17 protein-coding genes and 1 other RNA gene are annotated in these 15,832 nt (G+C 63.8%); 10 read left to right on the forward strand and 8 right to left on the reverse strand.

Annotated elements, in window-relative coordinates; genetic code table 11:
- Both VKR55_RS19990 and VKR55_RS19995 read left to right on the forward strand, forming a co-directional pair.
- Positions 1-248: TIGR02281 family clan AA aspartic protease (locus tag VKR55_RS19990; RefSeq protein ID WP_324405934.1), on the forward strand; the 248-nt coding region annotated here is incomplete at its 5' end.
- Between the two features lie 185 nt (positions 249-433).
- Positions 434-1,933, forward strand: coding sequence for a phosphomannomutase/phosphoglucomutase (locus tag VKR55_RS19995; protein WP_324405935.1), 1,500 nt, complete (start codon positions 434-436; stop codon positions 1,931-1,933).
- Positions 1,934-2,056: 123 nt separating this feature from the next.
- On the opposite strand, the gene VKR55_RS20000 is transcribed toward VKR55_RS19995, so the two are convergent.
- The 3 genes from VKR55_RS20000 to VKR55_RS20010 all read right to left on the reverse strand — a co-directional run bounded on the left by VKR55_RS20000 (position 2,057) and on the right by VKR55_RS20010 (position 4,144).
- On the reverse strand, positions 2,057-2,560 hold the full coding sequence (locus VKR55_RS20000; RefSeq protein ID WP_324405937.1) for an Lrp/AsnC family transcriptional regulator: 504 nt from the start codon (positions 2,558-2,560) through the stop codon (positions 2,057-2,059).
- A gap of 205 nt (positions 2,561-2,765) precedes the next feature.
- Positions 2,766-3,716: an NAD(+) diphosphatase gene (gene nudC, locus VKR55_RS20005; protein WP_324405939.1), complete on the reverse strand. Its 951-nt coding sequence runs from the start codon at positions 3,714-3,716 to the stop codon at positions 2,766-2,768.
- 8 nt (positions 3,717-3,724) lie between these two features.
- The gene (locus tag VKR55_RS20010) at positions 3,725-4,144 is read right to left on the reverse strand and encodes an HIT family protein (protein ID WP_324405941.1); all 420 of its coding nucleotides are present in this window, start codon (positions 4,142-4,144) and stop codon (positions 3,725-3,727) included.
- A 227-nt stretch (positions 4,145-4,371) separates the two neighbouring features.
- Here VKR55_RS20010 and ffs point away from each other — a divergent pair.
- The 5 genes from ffs (at position 4,372) to VKR55_RS20035 (ending at position 7,843) form a co-directional block, all read left to right on the forward strand.
- Positions 4,372-4,468: signal recognition particle sRNA small type (ffs, locus tag VKR55_RS20015), an RNA gene on the forward strand.
- Positions 4,469-4,568: 100 nt separating this feature from the next.
- Complete coding sequence (locus VKR55_RS20020) at positions 4,569-6,440, forward strand: DNA polymerase III subunit gamma/tau (protein WP_324405942.1); 1,872 nt, start codon at positions 4,569-4,571, stop codon at positions 6,438-6,440.
- A gap of 21 nt (positions 6,441-6,461) precedes the next feature.
- Positions 6,462-6,785 carry a YbaB/EbfC family nucleoid-associated protein gene (locus VKR55_RS20025; RefSeq protein ID WP_324405943.1) on the forward strand — a complete coding sequence of 108 codons (324 nt, stop codon included), beginning with the start codon at positions 6,462-6,464 and terminating at the stop codon, positions 6,783-6,785.
- 1 nt (position 6,786) lies between these two features.
- Entirely contained in the window at positions 6,787-7,389 is a 603-nt protein-coding gene (recR, locus tag VKR55_RS20030) for a recombination mediator RecR (protein ID WP_324405944.1), read from the forward strand.
- Positions 7,390-7,414: 25 nt separating this feature from the next.
- On the forward strand, positions 7,415-7,843 hold the full coding sequence (locus tag VKR55_RS20035; protein WP_324405946.1) for a hypothetical protein: 429 nt from the start codon (positions 7,415-7,417) through the stop codon (positions 7,841-7,843).
- A gap of 63 nt (positions 7,844-7,906) precedes the next feature.
- On the opposite strand, the gene VKR55_RS20040 is transcribed toward VKR55_RS20035, so the two are convergent.
- The gene (locus VKR55_RS20040) at positions 7,907-9,274 is read right to left on the reverse strand and encodes an AmpG family muropeptide MFS transporter (RefSeq protein WP_324405948.1); all 1,368 of its coding nucleotides are present in this window, start codon (positions 9,272-9,274) and stop codon (positions 7,907-7,909) included.
- 76 nt (positions 9,275-9,350) lie between these two features.
- Complete coding sequence (locus VKR55_RS20045; protein WP_324405949.1) at positions 9,351-10,553, reverse strand: DNA recombination protein RmuC; 1,203 nt, start codon at positions 10,551-10,553, stop codon at positions 9,351-9,353.
- Positions 10,554-10,738: 185 nt separating this feature from the next.
- Between VKR55_RS20045 and def the strand changes: the two genes are divergently transcribed.
- From def to truA, 3 genes are all read left to right on the forward strand, one after another.
- Positions 10,739-11,266 (forward strand): peptide deformylase, encoded by a 528-nt coding sequence (def, locus tag VKR55_RS20050; RefSeq protein ID WP_324405951.1) that lies wholly within the window; start codon positions 10,739-10,741, stop codon positions 11,264-11,266.
- Positions 11,267-11,403: 137 nt separating this feature from the next.
- On the forward strand, positions 11,404-12,336 hold the full coding sequence (gene fmt, locus VKR55_RS20055; protein ID WP_324405952.1) for a methionyl-tRNA formyltransferase: 933 nt from the start codon (positions 11,404-11,406) through the stop codon (positions 12,334-12,336).
- Between the two features lie 115 nt (positions 12,337-12,451).
- Complete coding sequence (gene truA / locus VKR55_RS20060; RefSeq protein WP_324405954.1) at positions 12,452-13,189, forward strand: tRNA pseudouridine(38-40) synthase TruA; 738 nt, start codon at positions 12,452-12,454, stop codon at positions 13,187-13,189.
- Here truA and VKR55_RS20065 read toward each other — a convergent pair.
- The 3 genes from VKR55_RS20065 to VKR55_RS20075 form a co-directional block, all read right to left on the reverse strand.
- Positions 13,186-13,860: a dihydrofolate reductase family protein gene (locus tag VKR55_RS20065; RefSeq protein WP_324405956.1), complete on the reverse strand. Its 675-nt coding sequence runs from the start codon at positions 13,858-13,860 to the stop codon at positions 13,186-13,188. The two genes, truA and VKR55_RS20065, sit on opposite strands and share 4 nt — an antisense overlap.
- 107 nt (positions 13,861-13,967) lie before the next feature.
- Positions 13,968-15,134 (reverse strand): succinyl-diaminopimelate desuccinylase, encoded by a 1,167-nt coding sequence (gene dapE, locus VKR55_RS20070; RefSeq protein WP_324405958.1) that lies wholly within the window; start codon positions 15,132-15,134, stop codon positions 13,968-13,970.
- On the reverse strand, positions 15,131-15,784 hold the full coding sequence (locus tag VKR55_RS20075; protein ID WP_324405959.1) for a DUF805 domain-containing protein: 654 nt from the start codon (positions 15,782-15,784) through the stop codon (positions 15,131-15,133). Before VKR55_RS20075 ends, dapE begins: the two co-directional genes overlap by 4 nt.
- Positions 15,785-15,832 lie beyond the last annotated feature (48 nt).

A 15,832-nucleotide genomic window follows, 5' to 3' on the forward strand; every position in this document is an offset into this window, starting at 1 on the left:
CGGCGGCGCGGTTCGGGCTGCGCCCGTCGCGCGGCGACTACAACGCCACCGTCACCACCGCCAATGGCACCATCAAGGCGGCGCGGACTCGGATCGCGATGGTCGATGTCGGTGGCCTCGTGGTGCGCGACGTCGACGCCATGGTGCTGCCCGATGAAGCGCTGTCGGAAAACCTGCTCGGCCTGTCGTTCCTGTCGAAGCTGAAACGCTTCGAATATGCCAACGGCCAGATGGTGCTGGAGCAGTAAGGGTTCACGAAACCCTCCCCGTTGGCCATTTGGCTTCCATGAGAAAGAACTGTGGCACTCGGACCTATGATGGGCTCCTTGCTGCCACAATGATTGTCGCTCAATTTCTCTCCCGCCTTCCCCTTTCCACGCGCATTCGCTAATGGCTGCCTGACAAGCTTTTCCGCGTTCCCGACGAGGCCCTGATGTTCCCGAAGCCGAAACCTTCGCTCCTGCCCAACACCTATGCCTTCGAGTCAGAGCCGATGGTGAAGGCGACGGGCTTTCGCGAATACGACGCGCGCTGGCTGTTCAACAAGGAAATCAACCTGATGGGCGTGCAGGCGCTCGGCATGGGGCTGGGTGCTCTGATTGCCGAGCTCGGCGTCAAGCAGGAGATCGTCACCGGGCATGATTTCCGCGGCTATTCGGCCTCGATCAAATATGCGCTGATTTCGGGCCTGATGGCGGCGGGCTGCAAGGTGCATGACATCGGGCTCGCGGTGACGCCGATGGCCTATTTCGCGCAGTTCGATCTCGACGTGCCCTGCGTCGCCATGGTGACGGCCTCGCACAACGACAATGGCTGGACCGGCGTCAAGATGGGCGCCAACCGGCCGCTCACCTTCGGTCCCGACGAGATGAGCCGGCTGAAAGAGATCGTGCTCAACGCCGAATTCAACAACAAGGCCGGCGGCGCCTACGTATTTCATGAGAATTTCCCCGCGCGCTACATCGCCGATCTCACCAACCGCCCGAAGCTGAGGCGCAGGCTGAAAGTTGTCGCAGCGTGCGGCAACGGTACCGCAGGCGCATTTGCGCCGCAGGTCTTGGAAAAGATCGGATGTGAGGTGATCCCGCTCGATACCGAGCTTGACCACACCTTCCCGAAATACAATCCGAACCCCGAAGATATGGAAATGCTGCACGCGATCCGCGACGCAGTGCTCGCCAACAAGGCCGACGTGGGGCTCGGCTTCGACGGCGACGGCGACCGCTGCGGCGTCGTCGACAATACCGGCGAGGAGATCTTTGCCGACAAGGTCGGCGTGATGCTGGCGCGCGATATGTCGGCGATCCACAAGGGCGCGCAGTTCGTGGTCGACGTGAAATCGACCGGGCTGTTCCTGACCGATCCGGTGCTGTCGAAGCAGGGCGCGAAGACGAGCTACTGGAAGACCGGCCATTCCTACATGAAGCGACGCACCAATGAGCTCGGCGCGCTCGCGGGCTTCGAGAAGTCAGGTCACTTCTTCTTCAACAAGCCGTTTGGCCGCGGCTATGACGACGGCCTGGTGTCGGCGCTCGCGGTCTGCGACATGCTCGATCGCGCCGGCAACAAGTCGATGGCCGACCTCAAAGACGCGCTGCCAAAGACCTGGTCGTCGCCGACCATGTCGCCGCATTGTGCAGACGAGATGAAGTATAATGTCGTCGACGCGGTGGTGAAGCATTTCGAGGCGGCGCAGAAGAAGGGTGAGATGATCGGGGGACAGGCGATCCGCGATCTCGTCACCGTCAACGGCGTCCGCGTCACCGTTGAGGATGGAAGCTGGGGCCTGGTGCGCGCGTCCTCCAACAAGCCGGAGCTCGTCGTCGTGGTCGAGAGCCCCGTGTCGGAGAAGCGCATGCGCGACATGTTCGAGATGGTCGACGGCGTGCTGCGCGGCCATCCCGAGGTCGGCGAGTACAATCAGAAGATTTGAGGGCCAGTGGTCATTGCCGGGCTTGACTCGGCAATCCATCAACTTGAGAGATTCGTCTTTCGGATGGATACGCGGGTCAAGCCCGCGTATGACGAGTTATGTTTGTGGCGACGGCGAGCGCTCCTACGCCACGGCCGGCACCGGCAGCGCGGTCACCGATTTGATCTTCTCCATGGCGAAGCGCGAGGTGACATTCTTCAGCGGCACGGTTGCGATCAGCTTCTTGTAGAAGACGTCATAGCTCTGCATGTCGGCGACCACGACGCGGAGCATGTAATCGACGTCGCCGGCCATCCGGTAAAATTCCATCACCTCGGGCATGGCGCTGACGGCGTCGGCGAACCTCTTGAGCCAGGCTTCGGAATGATCGGAACTCTCCACCGAAACAAACACGGAGATGCCGAGCCCGATCTTGTTCTGGTCCACCAGCGCCACCCGGCGCAGGATCACGCCGTCGGCCTCGAGGCGCTGGATGCGCTTCCAGCACGGCGTCGAGGACAGCCCGACCCGGTCGCCGATCTCGGCTACCGAAAGGGAGGCGTCCTCCTGGAGGACCATCAGGATCTTGCGGTCGATGGCGTCGAGGCGGCGGCTGGGTTCGTGAAGCTGAACGGCGACGTCGGTCATGAGAAGAATGTTCCATATTTGAGGTTGATGTACCTAATATATAGAAAATTCTTCTATGGCAAGCCCGTCAAATAGATGTCCGGATCAGAGAGGCGATGCCGCCTCGCCGCAAAACCTCTTCCATTTCAAGACGTTGCGGGGCTGCAAGGGCGCCGCCAAAGCGGGTGCATTTCAGCGCTGCGGGGGCGGGAGCGAGAAGAAGCGCTTACTTGCCTCCATTCCCCCCGCCATGCACCCAGCGGCCGAGCAGATGATGGGCAATCGCGAAGGGGTGGGGACCCGCGAGGCCATCGGGATGCTTTCTCGTGATCATCAGCCGCGCCTCGTCGCGATCGAACCAGCGCGCGTCCTCCAGTTCCGTGCGATCGACCACGATGTCCTCGTTCAGCGCGCGCGCGGCGCAGCCGATCATCAGCGACGACGGATACGGCCAGGGTTGCGTCATGTAGTAGCTGACGTCCGTGCAGCGGATGCCGGCTTCCTCGAACACCTCACGGCGGACCGCGTCCTCGATGGTTTCGGCGGCTTCGACAAAGCCGGCAAGGCAGGAATACATGCCGGGCAGGAAGCGCTGCGCGCGGCCGAGCAGGCACTTGTCGCCGTGCGTCACCAGCATGATCACGACCGGATCGGTGCGCGGAAAATGCTCGGCTTTGCAGCCGGGACATTCCCGCTTCCAGCCGCCTTCCTTCATCGCGGTGCGCTGGCCGCAATTGGCGCAATAGCTGTGGCGTTGATGCCAGTTCACCATCGACTTGGCCATCGCGATCGCGGAGAGCTCATTCGGAGGCACGAGGCCCTGCATCGCCATGCCGCGCAATTCGGAAACGGCAACGTCGTCGCGATTCATGAGCTTCTCGACGGCGGGTTGCGAGATTCCCATGCCGAACACCGCCACGCCGTCGCGCAAGCCCAAGAAGATCGTGCCCGGATTGGCGCCAAACTTCAGCGCTTCATCGATGGTGAGCAGCGCGCGCGATGCGTCTCCTTCCTTCCTCACGACGAGCGAATCGCGATGCACGACGTAGGCGCGCGTCCGGGGATCGCTTTCCAGCGCGAACAGCTTTTCGTCCTTGGTGCGCAGATGCGCAGCGCGATCGAGGATATTGTTGACGAAGCCCGGCTGCCCGAGCGGAAAGGATTCGAATGCTGACATGTCTTGTCTCAACCCAACCAGATTTTGCGGCGGAGCGCGCTGATGAAATGTTGTACTTCCGCGGCGTCATGTGGAACCGCCGGCGCCACGCCCCAGACCGGGCGCGGCCAGGCGGCGTCGTTTGTGCGGCGCGCGATGATGTGGACATGAAGCTGCGACACCATGTTGCCGAGCGCTGCGATATTCAGCTTGTCGCATTTGGTGATGTCTTTGAGCGCGCGTGCCACGCGGGCAATCTCGGTCATGAGCTGCGCCTGCTCGACCTCCTCGAGATCGATGATCTCGACCGCCTCCGGGCGGCGCGGCACCAGAAGGAGCCAGGGGTAGTTGGCGTCGCGGATCACCAGCACGCGCGCCAGCGGCAGGTCGCCGATGTCGATCGTATCCTTCTTGAGCTGAGGGTGCAGCGACCAGGCGGAATCGGGCATATCGGGTTCCCAAAAACCCGATGTGTGTCGGGCTCATGCTGTGCCTTCTGCGGGGCACTGGAGCGGTTTCATATCAAGCCGTCATCATCCGCGAAAGCGGATGATCCAGTACCCCGAGACCGCTCAGTATCGAGGGATTGGAGTTTACTGGATACCCCGCTTTCGCGGGGTATGACAGTCGATTACCCCGCTTGCTTTCCGGTGCTTTTGGCCCCAAATAGGGGCCGGGAGATTGGCGGTGGACGAGCCTCTCGCCAACCGGGTCAGGTCCGGAAGGAAGCAGCCCTAACGAGGTCCGGATCGGGTCGCTCGTCAGTCTCCTACCTGTTTTTTCGAGCGAATCGCGCTGGCCTCGCTTGTCGCGCCTGCCCTTCGCTCCTTTCCGCAAAAGCCGGCCGAGAGAATTGACATTGCGGATCGACCGATGACCGACGCTGGCGCTCCTGATCACAAGCAAGTTGGCGCCGACCAGGGCGGCTTCGACCTCGGCGGGGCCAAGCCCGCGGCAGGCGATGCAAAGCCTTATCGCGTGCTGGCGCGCAAATACCGCCCTGCCAATTTTGGCGATTTGATTGGCCAGGACGCCGTGGTGCGCACGGTGTCGAACGCCTTCGAGACCGGACGGATTCCACAGGCCTGGATCCTGACCGGCGTGCGCGGGGTGGGCAAGACCACGACCGCGCGCATCCTGGCGCGCGCGCTGAACTACGAACTGCCGGATGGCTCGGTGAAGGGCCCGACCATCCACATGCCGACCCTTGGTGTGCATTGCCAGGCGATCATGGAAAGCCGGCACATGGATGTGCTGGAGATGGACGCCGCCTCGCACACCGGCGTCGACGACGTCCGCCAGATCAATGACAGCGTGCGCTATGCGCCGGCCTCCGCGCGCTACAAGGTCTACATCATCGACGAAGTTCACATGCTGTCGACGGCGGCTTTCAACGCGTTCCTGAAGACGCTGGAAGAGCCGCCGGAGCACGCCAAGTTCGTGTTCGCGACCACAGAGATCCGCAAAGTGCCCGTCACCGTGCTGTCGCGCTGCCAGCGCTTCGACCTGCGCCGCGTCGAGGCCGATGTGCTGATGCGGCATCTGTCGAATATCGCGGCGAAGGAAAGCGTGGAGATCGAGCCGGAGGCGCTCGGCATCATCGCACGCGCCGCCGAAGGCTCGGTGCGCGACTCGCTCTCGCTGCTCGATCAGGCGATCGCGCACGCGGCGGGCAGCGTGCGCGCCGAGGAAGTCCGGCAGATGCTGGGGCTTGCCGACCGCACGCGTGTGATCGATTTGTTCGAACAGCTCGTGCGCGGCGATATCGCGAGCGCTTTCCGCGAGTTTCGCGAGCAATATGATGTCGGCGCCGATCCCATCGTGGTGCTGTCCGATCTCGCCGAGTTCGTGAATTTCGTCACCCGCGTCAAGATCGTGCCGGCAACGGCCGATAACGTCGCCTTCAGCGAGACCGAGCGTCTGCGTGCCCGGGACTTCGCTGCAAAGCTCTCGATGCGGGTGCTGTCGCGGATGTGGCAGATGCTGCTCAAGGGCATCGCCGAGGTGCAGGCCGCGACGCGCCCGGCTGCGGCCGCGGAGATGGTGCTGGTGCGGATCGCCTATGTCGCCGACATGCCGACACCCGACGAGACAATCCGCATGATCGAGCAGAATGGCGGTGCTTCGCCGGTCGCCACGGCAAGCGCGCCTTCGCGCGGCATGCCGGCGCCGAGCACATCGGCTGTTGCCGCCGCGCCCGCCCGCGCTGCGGCTGCGCCGCGCACTGCGCCCGAGATTTCCGCGCGGCCGCAAATGGTGACGGCGCCGGCGCCGGAGGCGCAATCCGCGCCCGTGCGCCGCATTTCGAGCTTCCCGGAACTCGTCGCGCTCGCCGGCGAGAAGCGTGACCTCCTCACCAAGTCCGCGCTTGAAACCGATGTGCGGCTGGTGCGTTTCGAGGATGGGCGCCTGGAGCTGGCGCTGGAACGCAACGCCCAACGCTCGCTTGTCAACGATCTCTCGCGCAAGCTCGAGCAATGGACCAATCGTCGCTGGACCGTGATCGTCTCCAACGAGGCGGGGCAAGCGACCTTGCGCGAGCAGCATCTCGTGGCGAAAAACGAGCGCGAGCGCGCCGCCGAGGCCGATCCGCGCGTGATGGAAGTGCTCGCGCGCTTTCCCGGCGCCAGGCTGGTGGAGGTGCGCAAGCTCGCCGCCGAGCCGCCGGAATCCGATGCTGACGCTGCGGGTCTGATCGATGACGGCGGCGACGAGCCGTTCGACGATTCCGGCGACGATTTCTAGGTGTTTCCAGGGGAAGCAGCGATGCCCGATTTTCTCGGCATGATGAAGCAGGCGGCGCAACTGCAATCGAAGATGCAGGCGATGCAGGAGGAGCTCGGCCAGGTCGAGGTCGAGGGCCTTTCCGGTGGCGGCCTCGTCTCCGTGCGCATGACCGCGAAGATGGAAGTGAAGGCGGTGAAGATCGATGCCTCCCTGATGAAGCCGGAGGAGCGCGAGATCGTCGAGGACCTTCTCGTCAGCGCGCTTGCCGATGCGCGCCGCAAGGCGGAAACTGCGATGCAGGAGAAGATGCAGTCGCTTGCCGGCGGGCTCGGCCTGCCGCCGGGACTGCTGCCTGGTTCTTGAGATGCCCGCGGTCGCCGGTCCTGAAATCGAACGCCTGATCCAGCTTTTGGCACGCCTGCCGGGGCTCGGCCCACGCTCGGCGCGCCGCGCCGCGCTGCATCTCATCAAGAAGCGCGAAGCGCTGATGACGCCGCTCTCGGCGGCGCTGCAGGTTGCGATCGACAAAATCCAGGTCTGCAAGACCTGCGGCAATATCGATACGCAAAATCCCTGTACGGTCTGCACCGATCCGCGCCGCGATGGTTCGATCATCGTTATCGTCGCCGATGTCGCCGACCTCTGGGCGTTGGAGCGGGCCAACGCCACCAATGGCCGGTATCATGTGCTCGGCGCCACATTGTCGCCGCTCGACGGCGTCGGCCCGCAGGATCTGACTATCGACGCGCTGGTCAAGCGCGCGCATGATCCGCAAGTTTCCGAGATCATCCTGGCGCTGAATGCAACCGTGGATGGGCAAACCACAGCGCACTACATCACCGATTTGTTGCAGGACGCCAATGTCAAGGTGACTCGGCTCGCTCATGGCGTCCCGGTCGGTGGCGAGCTTGATTATCTCGATGAAGGTACGCTATCTGCAGCGATGCGGCAGCGAACGCTTTTCTAGCCAGTAAAACTACGGGACCACCGACATGACGAAATCCCGATTCGCCAGGCGCTGGGCTTGTGCGTTGATCGTGACGGCGCTCGCAAGCCCGCCCGCGTTCGCGCAAGGAGAGGAGCCTGCGAGCAAGCCGGGCAAGCCGATCCATGCCGGCGACGTGCTGTCGGGAGAACTGACGGCGATGCGCGTCAAGAGCGGGAACAAGGGCAAGCGGGTCGCGACCTACCAAATCACCAGCGAACCGCGTCGCCTTCCCGCGCCAAACGGTCTGTGCAACCTGGAGACGGGGCCGGAGACGTTCCAGCTCGTCACCACCAGCGACGCGCAGGTCGCGCAGCTCAAAGCAATGGTCGGCAAGGAGGTCTCGGTCAAGGTCGGCGAGATTTCCTGCGCGCAGGATGCTGGCCAGATGACCGAAGCCGTCGTCACCAGATGGAGCATGGTGACGAAGCGTTGAGCCAATTGCTCCTTCCCTGCGAACTGGATCACCCGCTTTCGCGGGTGATGACAGCGGAGCTAGCTAGGGCTTCCGCACCTCAAGCTGCTCAAAATGTCCGCTGCGCTGCAGATAGGCGAGCAGGATAAAGCTCGGAACAGCGGAAGCCGCACATACCGCGAAATAGCCGGCCCATCCGGTCGCGTCGGCGAGATAACCGCTGCCCGCCGCGAACACGGTGCGTCCGAGTGCGGTCAGTGCGGTCAACAGCGCATACTGCGTCGCGGTGTGCAGGGGATTGCCGCACAGCGCCGAAAGATAGGCGACCAGCGTCACCGTGCCGAGGCCGGCGGTGAACTGCTCTGCGGTGATCGTGAAGGTCAGCCACGCCAGGTCGCGGCCGACCAGCGCCTGCCAGGAGAAGGCGAGGATCGCGATGGTCTGCAGGATGCCGCCGATCCACAGGCTCTTGCTTAAACTGAACGTGCGGGCGACGAAGCCGCCGGCAAATCCGCCGAGCAGCGCCGCGGCAAAGCCGACGCCTTTGAGGATGGCTGCAAGCTCGACGCGCGAGAAGCCGATCTTCAGCGCGAACGTCGTGTTCATGGCGGTCGCGAGCGCATCAGCGAGCTTGAACAGGACGACGAACAGCAGGATGGCGATCGCGGCATCGCGGGACAGGAAGTCATTCAGGCTGGCGAGCGCCACCTCGGCCATGCGCCGTCCGCGGGCACCCGTATGCTCGGCGCTGGCGCGGCCGGATGATGCGGGCTCGACGGCGAGCAGCGATGCCAGGAGGCCGACCACGATTCCAAGCCCCATCACGACATAGGTCAAGCTATAGGCGCGCTGCTGGTCGAAGCCGAAATTGACGAAGCCGGAGACGAGCAGCAACGCGCCGGCGCCCGAGACCAGCGCCGCGACGCGGTAGGCCGCGACGTAGGAGGCCATGCCGGCGGCCTGCTCGCTTTCCGGCAGGCTCTCGACACGGAAGGCGTCGATGATGATGTCCTGGGTGGCGGAGGCGGTGGTGACCAGGAGTGCTGCGATCGCCACCGCGATCGGCGACGATTGCGGGTTGCAGGACGCCAATATCGCGATCGCCACCATCAGCAGTAACTGCGTCAGCACGAGCCAGGCGCGGCGGCGACCAAGCCACCTTGTCAGGAGCGGAATGTCGAGCGCGTCGACAGCCGGCGACCAGAACACCTTGGTCCAGTAGGGGGTGCCGACGAAGGCGAACAGGCCGATGGTCTTGATGTCGACGCCGCTTTCGGTGATCCAGGCCTGCAAGGTCTGGCCCGTCAGCGAGAATGGAAGACCTCCCGAAAATCCCAGCATCAGCACCACGAGCACGCGCCGTTGCAGATAGACCATCAGGCCGTCGCGCCAGGAGGCGCGCGTTGCGGTAGGCTCGGGTGATGATTCGGCGATGGCTTCGGGTGCGCTCATGCCGCGGTGTTAGCAGATTCTGGCGCCGCTGCCTCTCCTCCCTCTCCCCGCAGGCGGGGGCGAGGTGAGAGGAACCTCACTCCCCCGCCTGCAACTTGCGGACGGGGAACAGCTCGGCCGTAGCGCTCTTGACGAGGCGGGGCGGCTCGGGGGGCGGGTCCTTGGAGAAATCCAGCTCCTCGATGCGGCCGGCGCGCTTCTCGATCTTGTCGGCGGAGATCAGGATCTGGCGGACGTCCTCGTTGACGTCGCCAAAGTGCTTTTGCAGCTTCAGCACGCGGTCGCGCAAGCGGGTGAGGTCGTCCCCCAGATGCATCACCTCATTGCGAATCTGGTCGGCGGCATCGCGGATGCGCGCATCCTTCAAGATCTGCTGCATCACCTGGATCGCCAGCATCAACAACGACGGTGACACCAGCACCACGCGGGCGCGATAGGCCTTCTGCACCACGTCGTCGAAACTGTCATGGATCTCGGCGTAGACCGATTCCGACGGCACGAACATCAGCGCGGTGTCCTGGGTCTCGCCGGGGATCAGATATTTCTCGGCGATGTCGCTGACATGCTTCATCACGTCGCTGCGCAGCCGCTGGCAGGCGAATTTCTTCTCCTCATCGGTGCGCGCATCATGCAGCGCGGTCATCGCCTCCAGCGGAAATTTCGCGTCGATGCAGAGCGGGCGCTGATCGGGAAGGAACACCACGCAGTCCGGCCGCTTGCCGGTCGACAACGTATACTGGAACTCGTAGGCGCCGGACGGCAGGCCGTCCTGCACGATCGCCTCCATCCGCGCCTGGCCGAATGCGCCACGTGCCTGCTTGTTGGCGAGCACGTCGCGCAAGGTCGTGACCTGGGTGGTGAGGTCGGTGAGGTTCTTGTGCGCGCTGTCGATGATGCCGAGCCGCTCATGCAGCATGCGGAGGCTGTCCATGGTGTGGCGCGTGGTCGCTTCCATCGACTGGCCGACGCGATGGCTGACCGAATCGAGCCGCTCGTTGACCGCGCGTGCCATGTCGGCCTGCCGTCCGGCGAGCGCCTGGGCCATGGCATCGACCCGGCCGGAAGCTTCCGCCTGCGCCCGCATCATCTCGTTGAGGCGCTGCTCCAGCTCGTCGGCGCGCGCCGCCTGCGTCATCTCATGCTCGGCCTCGCGCTTGCCCGACCGCGCCACCACGATGGTGATGGTCAACAGCAGGAGCAGCGTCGCGGCGGCAAAGCCGATCGCGACGTCGGTGATGTGGACCGGCCAGTCGCCGATCATGAAAAGAATCGCGTTCATGCCGTCCTCTGTATCCGATTCGCTGGCTTGCGCGAACGAAGAGGGAACATTTATGGTTAATCGGGGGTGAATTTTTATGGTTAATGGAGTGCTAATTTTTATGGTTAGCGCGCGGTTAATGCGCATCCCCTCGCATTGACCGAGCTTTGTCAGCGCCTTAAATCGCCCCCGGGACACTGGAACATATGGCCTTACGAGAAATCATCATCCTGCCGGACAAGCAGTTGCGGCTCGTCTCGAACAGAATCGAGAAGGTGACGCCGGAGATCCGCAAGCTGGCCGACGACATGTTCGAGACCATGTACGACGCGCCGGGCATTGGGCTGGCCGCGATCCAGGTCGCGCAGCCGGTGCGGCTGATCACCATGGACCTCGCCAAGAAGAGCGAGAATGGCGAGACCACGCCGCAGCCGCGGGTGTTCATCAATCCCGAGATCATTTCGGCTTCCGAGGAAAAGTCGGTCTATGAGGAGGGCTGTCTCTCGATCCCCGAGTATTATGAGGAAGTCGAGCGGCCGGCGAAGGTGCGGGTGCGCTTCCTCGATCTCGACGGCAAGCTGCACGAAGAGGATGCCGAGGGCCTCTACGCCACCTGCATCCAGCACGAGATCGATCATCTGAACGGTGTGCTGTTCATCGACTATTTGTCGAAGCTGAAGCGCGACCGCGTGAACAAGAAGTTTTCCAAGGCGGCCAAGCGCGCGGAGGAATAGCGCAGCTTTCCCTCCGTCGTCATGGCCGGGCTTGTCCCGGCCATCCATGTCTTGGCGGCCATCAAGAAAGACGTTGATGCCCGGCACAAGGCCGGGCATGACGAGCAGCAACAATACGCCTAGAGGCACGCACGCAAATGCCCCTTCGCCTGATCTTCATGGGCACGCCTGAATTTTCCGTGCCGACGCTGCTCGAGCTCGTTGCCCACGGCCACGAGATCGTGGCGGTCTATACCCGCGCGCCGAAGCCCGGCGGGCGCGGCATGAAGCTGCAGGCCACTCCCGTGGAGATCGAGGCGAGGCGGCTCGGCATCCCCGTGCTGACGCCAAAGACGCTGAAGACGCCGGAGGCGCTGGAAGAGTTCCGCGCGCATGACGCGGACGCCGCGGTCGTGGTCGCCTATGGCATGATCCTGCCGCAGGCCATTCTCGATGCGCCAAAGCTCGGCTGCTTCAATCTGCATGCCTCGCTGCTGCCGCGCTGGCGCGGCGCAGCTCCCATCAACCGCGCGATCATCGCGGGCGATGCCGAGAGCGGCGTCATGGTGATGAAGATGGATGTCGGTCTCGACACCGGCGATATCGCGATGGCCGAGCGGCTCCCAATCACGGATGCGATGACCGCTTCCGACCTGCACGACAGGCTCGCGCGCCTTGGCGCCGACCTGATGGTGCGGGCGATGGCCGCGCTGGAACGCGGCGCGCTGCAGCTCGTCAAGCAGAGCGAGCAGGGCGTCACCTATGCCGCCAAGATCGAGAAAGCCGAGGCGCGGATCGATTGGAGCAAGCCTGGGCGTGACGTGCTGCGTCATATCCACGGGCTTTCGCCGTTTCCCGGAGCCTGGAGCGAGATCGTCGATGGCGGCGAGGCCGCACGCGTGAAGATCCTGCGTTGCGAGCTGGCAAAAGGATCGGGCGAGTCGGGCCGTGTGCTCGACGATCAGCTCACCATCGCGTGTGGCGAGGGTGCGATCCGCATCATTGAGTTGCAGCGCGCCGGCAAGGCGCCGATGAAGGCGACAGAATTCCTGCGCGGCGCGCCCCTGAAGGCGGGGGCCAAGTTCTCCTGACACTGTCATACCCCGCGAAAGCGGGGTATCCAGTACGCCGCGGCCCATGAGAGTGAAACGAGACATCACGGAGTGCTGGATCGTCCGCTTTCGCGGACGATGACACCGAGTAAAAATGCCCCGCTACAAGCTCACCATCGAATATGACGGCGCGCCGTTTGCTGGCTGGCAGCTCCAGGCGGACCATCCGACCGTGCAGGGCGCACTGGAAGCCGCTGTCAAGGCGACCTGCGGCGAGGAGGTGCGCGTGCATGGCGCGGGCCGCACCGATGCCGGTGTGCATGCGCTGGGGCAGGTCGCCCATTGCGACATTGGCAAGCATTTCACGCCGGGGCGCTTGCGCGACGCCATGAATGCGCATCTGCGCCCGGCACCGGTCACGGTCAAATCGGCGGAGATCGTGCCGGAAACATTCGAGGCGCGGTTCTCGGCCGTGAAGCGGCATTACCTCTATCGCATCGCCAACACCCGCGCGAACCTTGCGCTCGACGTCGGTCGGGTGTGGCGTGTGCCACGGCGGCTCGATGCGGACGCGATGCATGCGGCCGCACAGCGCCTGATCGGTAAGCACGATTTCACGACCTTTCGCGACACCGAGTGCCAGGCGAAATCGCCGGAAAAGACGCTCGACCAGCTCGATGTGATCCGCGACGGCGACGCCATCCGCATCGTCACCTCGGCGCGCTCGTTCCTGCACAGCCAGGTGCGCTCGATGGTGGGATCGCTGGTCTGGGTCGGCGAGGGCCGCTGGAGCGAGGACGATCTCGCCGCCGCGCTCGCCGCGCGCAACCGCGCCGCTTGCGGCCCCGTCGCGCCGCCGGAAGGGCTGTATCTGGTGAAGGTGGATTACTAGGACGACTTGCGCAGCACGAGGTGCGTGGCGTTTGCGGTTGCCACATGCTCGGTGTGCTTGTAGCCGAGGCTTACGAGATCGAGATCGGTGAAAAGGTTCTCGCCCGATCCCAGCAGGGTCGGCGCAATCGCGATGTGGAGCTCGTCGACCAGGCGTGCGCGCAGATATTGCCTCACTGTCGCGACGCCGCCGCCCAACCGGACATCCGTGCCGCCAGCGGCCTGTCGGGCGCGCTGCAACGCCGCCTCGATACCATCGGTCACAAAGTGGAAAACCGTGCCGCCTTTCATCTCGATCGGCGGCCGGGGGTGGTGCGTCAACACGAACACCGGGCAGTGATAGGGCGGCTCATCGCCCCACCAGCCTTTCCAGCTATCGTCCGGCCACGACCCGCGCACCGGCCCGAACATGTTGCGGCCCAAAATCCAGGCGCCGATGTTCTCATATCCGTGGGCGGCAAAATCATCGTCCGGCCCGGTCGTGCCGTCGTCCTTGCCGAGGTGCGTCTTCTGAAACGTACGCGTCGGGAAAACCCATTCGTGCAATGCCATCCCGCCGACACCGATCGGATTGTTGATGTCCTGGTTGGAGCCTGCGCCGTAACCGTCGGCCGACACGGAAAAGCAGCGGATCACGAGTTTGGCCGGCTCAGCCGGCAGGTTCGTTGACATGGATGGTCCTCAGGAGTTTGTGATGCAGCCTCAATCCATCGACGAACGAGGCGGTGGCGATCCTACACGGCGCGGTGATAATTTTTGGCGTTTGGGCGCCGGGCATGTCACCCAAAATACCGGTCCAATATCCCGCGATAGACCTTCGTCAGCGTCTCGATGTCCTTCACCGATGCGCGCTCGTCGATCTGGTGCATGGTCTGGCCGAGCAGGCCGAACTCGATCACCGGGCAATAGCTCGCGATGAAGCGCGCGTCGGAGGTGCCGCCGGTGGTCGAAAGCTCGGGCCTGCGTCCGGTGACGTCCTCGATCGCTGACACTGCGAGATCGGTAAAGGCGCCGGGCTTGGTCAGGAACACGTTCGAGTTCGACGGCTCCCACACGATGCGCGCCTTGATGCGATTGCCACAGGCATTCGCAAGGCGCGTCTCGACCAGCTCGCGCAAGCTCGCCTGTGTGTGCAGATCGTTGTAGCGGATGTTGAAGGTCGCGCGCGCTTGTCCTGGAATGACGTTGAGGGCGCTGTTGCCGACATCGACCGAGACGAATTCGAGGTTGGACGGCTGGAACTGCGCGCTGCCGTGATCGAGCGGCTCGTCGCTGATCGCCACAATCAGGCGCGCAATATCCGGCACGGGGTTTGATGCGCGCTGCGGATAGGCGACATGGCCTTGAAGGCCGTCGACGATCAGCGTGCCGGATTGCGAGCCGCGGCGGCCGATCTTGATGCAATCGCCCATCACCTGCTGGTTGGAGGGCTCGCCCAGCACGCAATGATCGAATGTCTCGCCGCGGTCGGCGACCCATTTCAAGAGCTTCACCGTGCCGTTGATGGAGGCGGCTTCCTCGTCACCTGTGATCAGGAACGAAATCGAGCCTTTGCCGTCTGCTCGCGGCTTGCCGCCGTTGTCGGCGAGATATTGCAGCACGGCGGCGACGCTGCAGGCGATGCCGCCCTTCATGTCGACCGCGCCGCGGCCATAGAGGTAACCGTCCTTCACCTCGCCGGAGAACGCGCCATGGCTCCACGCCGCTTCGTCGCCCGGCGGCACCACGTCGGTGTGGCCGGCAAAGGTGATATGCGGCGCCGCGGCGCCAAGGCGCGCATAGAGATTGTCGATGTCATGGGTGCCGGCTTCGCTGAAGGTGACGCGATGCGTCGTAAAGCCGTGGGCTTTGAGCAGGTCTTCGAGCACGCCGAGCGCGCCGGCATCGACGGGTGTTACAGACGGGCAGCGGATGAGGGCTTGGGCAATAGCGAGTGCATCATTCATGCCTCCCGCTTAACATGCATGGAGGGCGGCGGGCTAGCTCTGTGGGGTGTGAGTTCGATTTCGCTCGTCTGGTCCCAAGCGGTGGTCGCGCGCAGCCTTGTTTGCGTGCTGCGCCGTCTCATCTGCTGCTTGCCCAGCGGGTTCGAGCCGAACTGGTTGATCGATGCACTTCCTTTCAGACAATAGAGCTCGATAAAGCCCCAAATCATCAGCGCGAACACAGCGAGCGCGACCGGCAGCAGAAAATAGGAGTCGGGCAACCGGGCCTCGAACTGCTGGTAGAGGCCAGGCACGGCGAAGAACGGGATCATCCACCAGCCGCTCCTGTCGCGGTCATGCAGCCGCTTGATGGAGGTGGCGAGGTAGATCCACAGGAAGACGGGCATTCCGACCACGTTGATGAGGATCGGGATGACATCGGCTCGTGACAGCGCATGAAACGAGGCGGGGTCGAACAGGGCGAAGATCGCATTCGTGCCGAAATGGATTTTCCTGGGTATGGGCAGGTAGCCGTTGGCCATGAGCTGCAGGCAGAGATAGATCATCCAAATGACGAAGATCATCCAGCCGACCAGGACCAGCCCCGACAGCCAGTATTTGGCGCGGTTGATGCGCCCCCGAAAGCCGAACAGAAACCAGGCCCAATCCATCGCGACCTCCGGACCGCGGTCGGTCCACGGCCCCGAGATTTGGTCGCT

The organism is Bradyrhizobium sp. (assembly GCF_035309285.1).
Classification (GTDB): Bacteria; Pseudomonadota; Alphaproteobacteria; order Rhizobiales; family Xanthobacteraceae; genus Bradyrhizobium.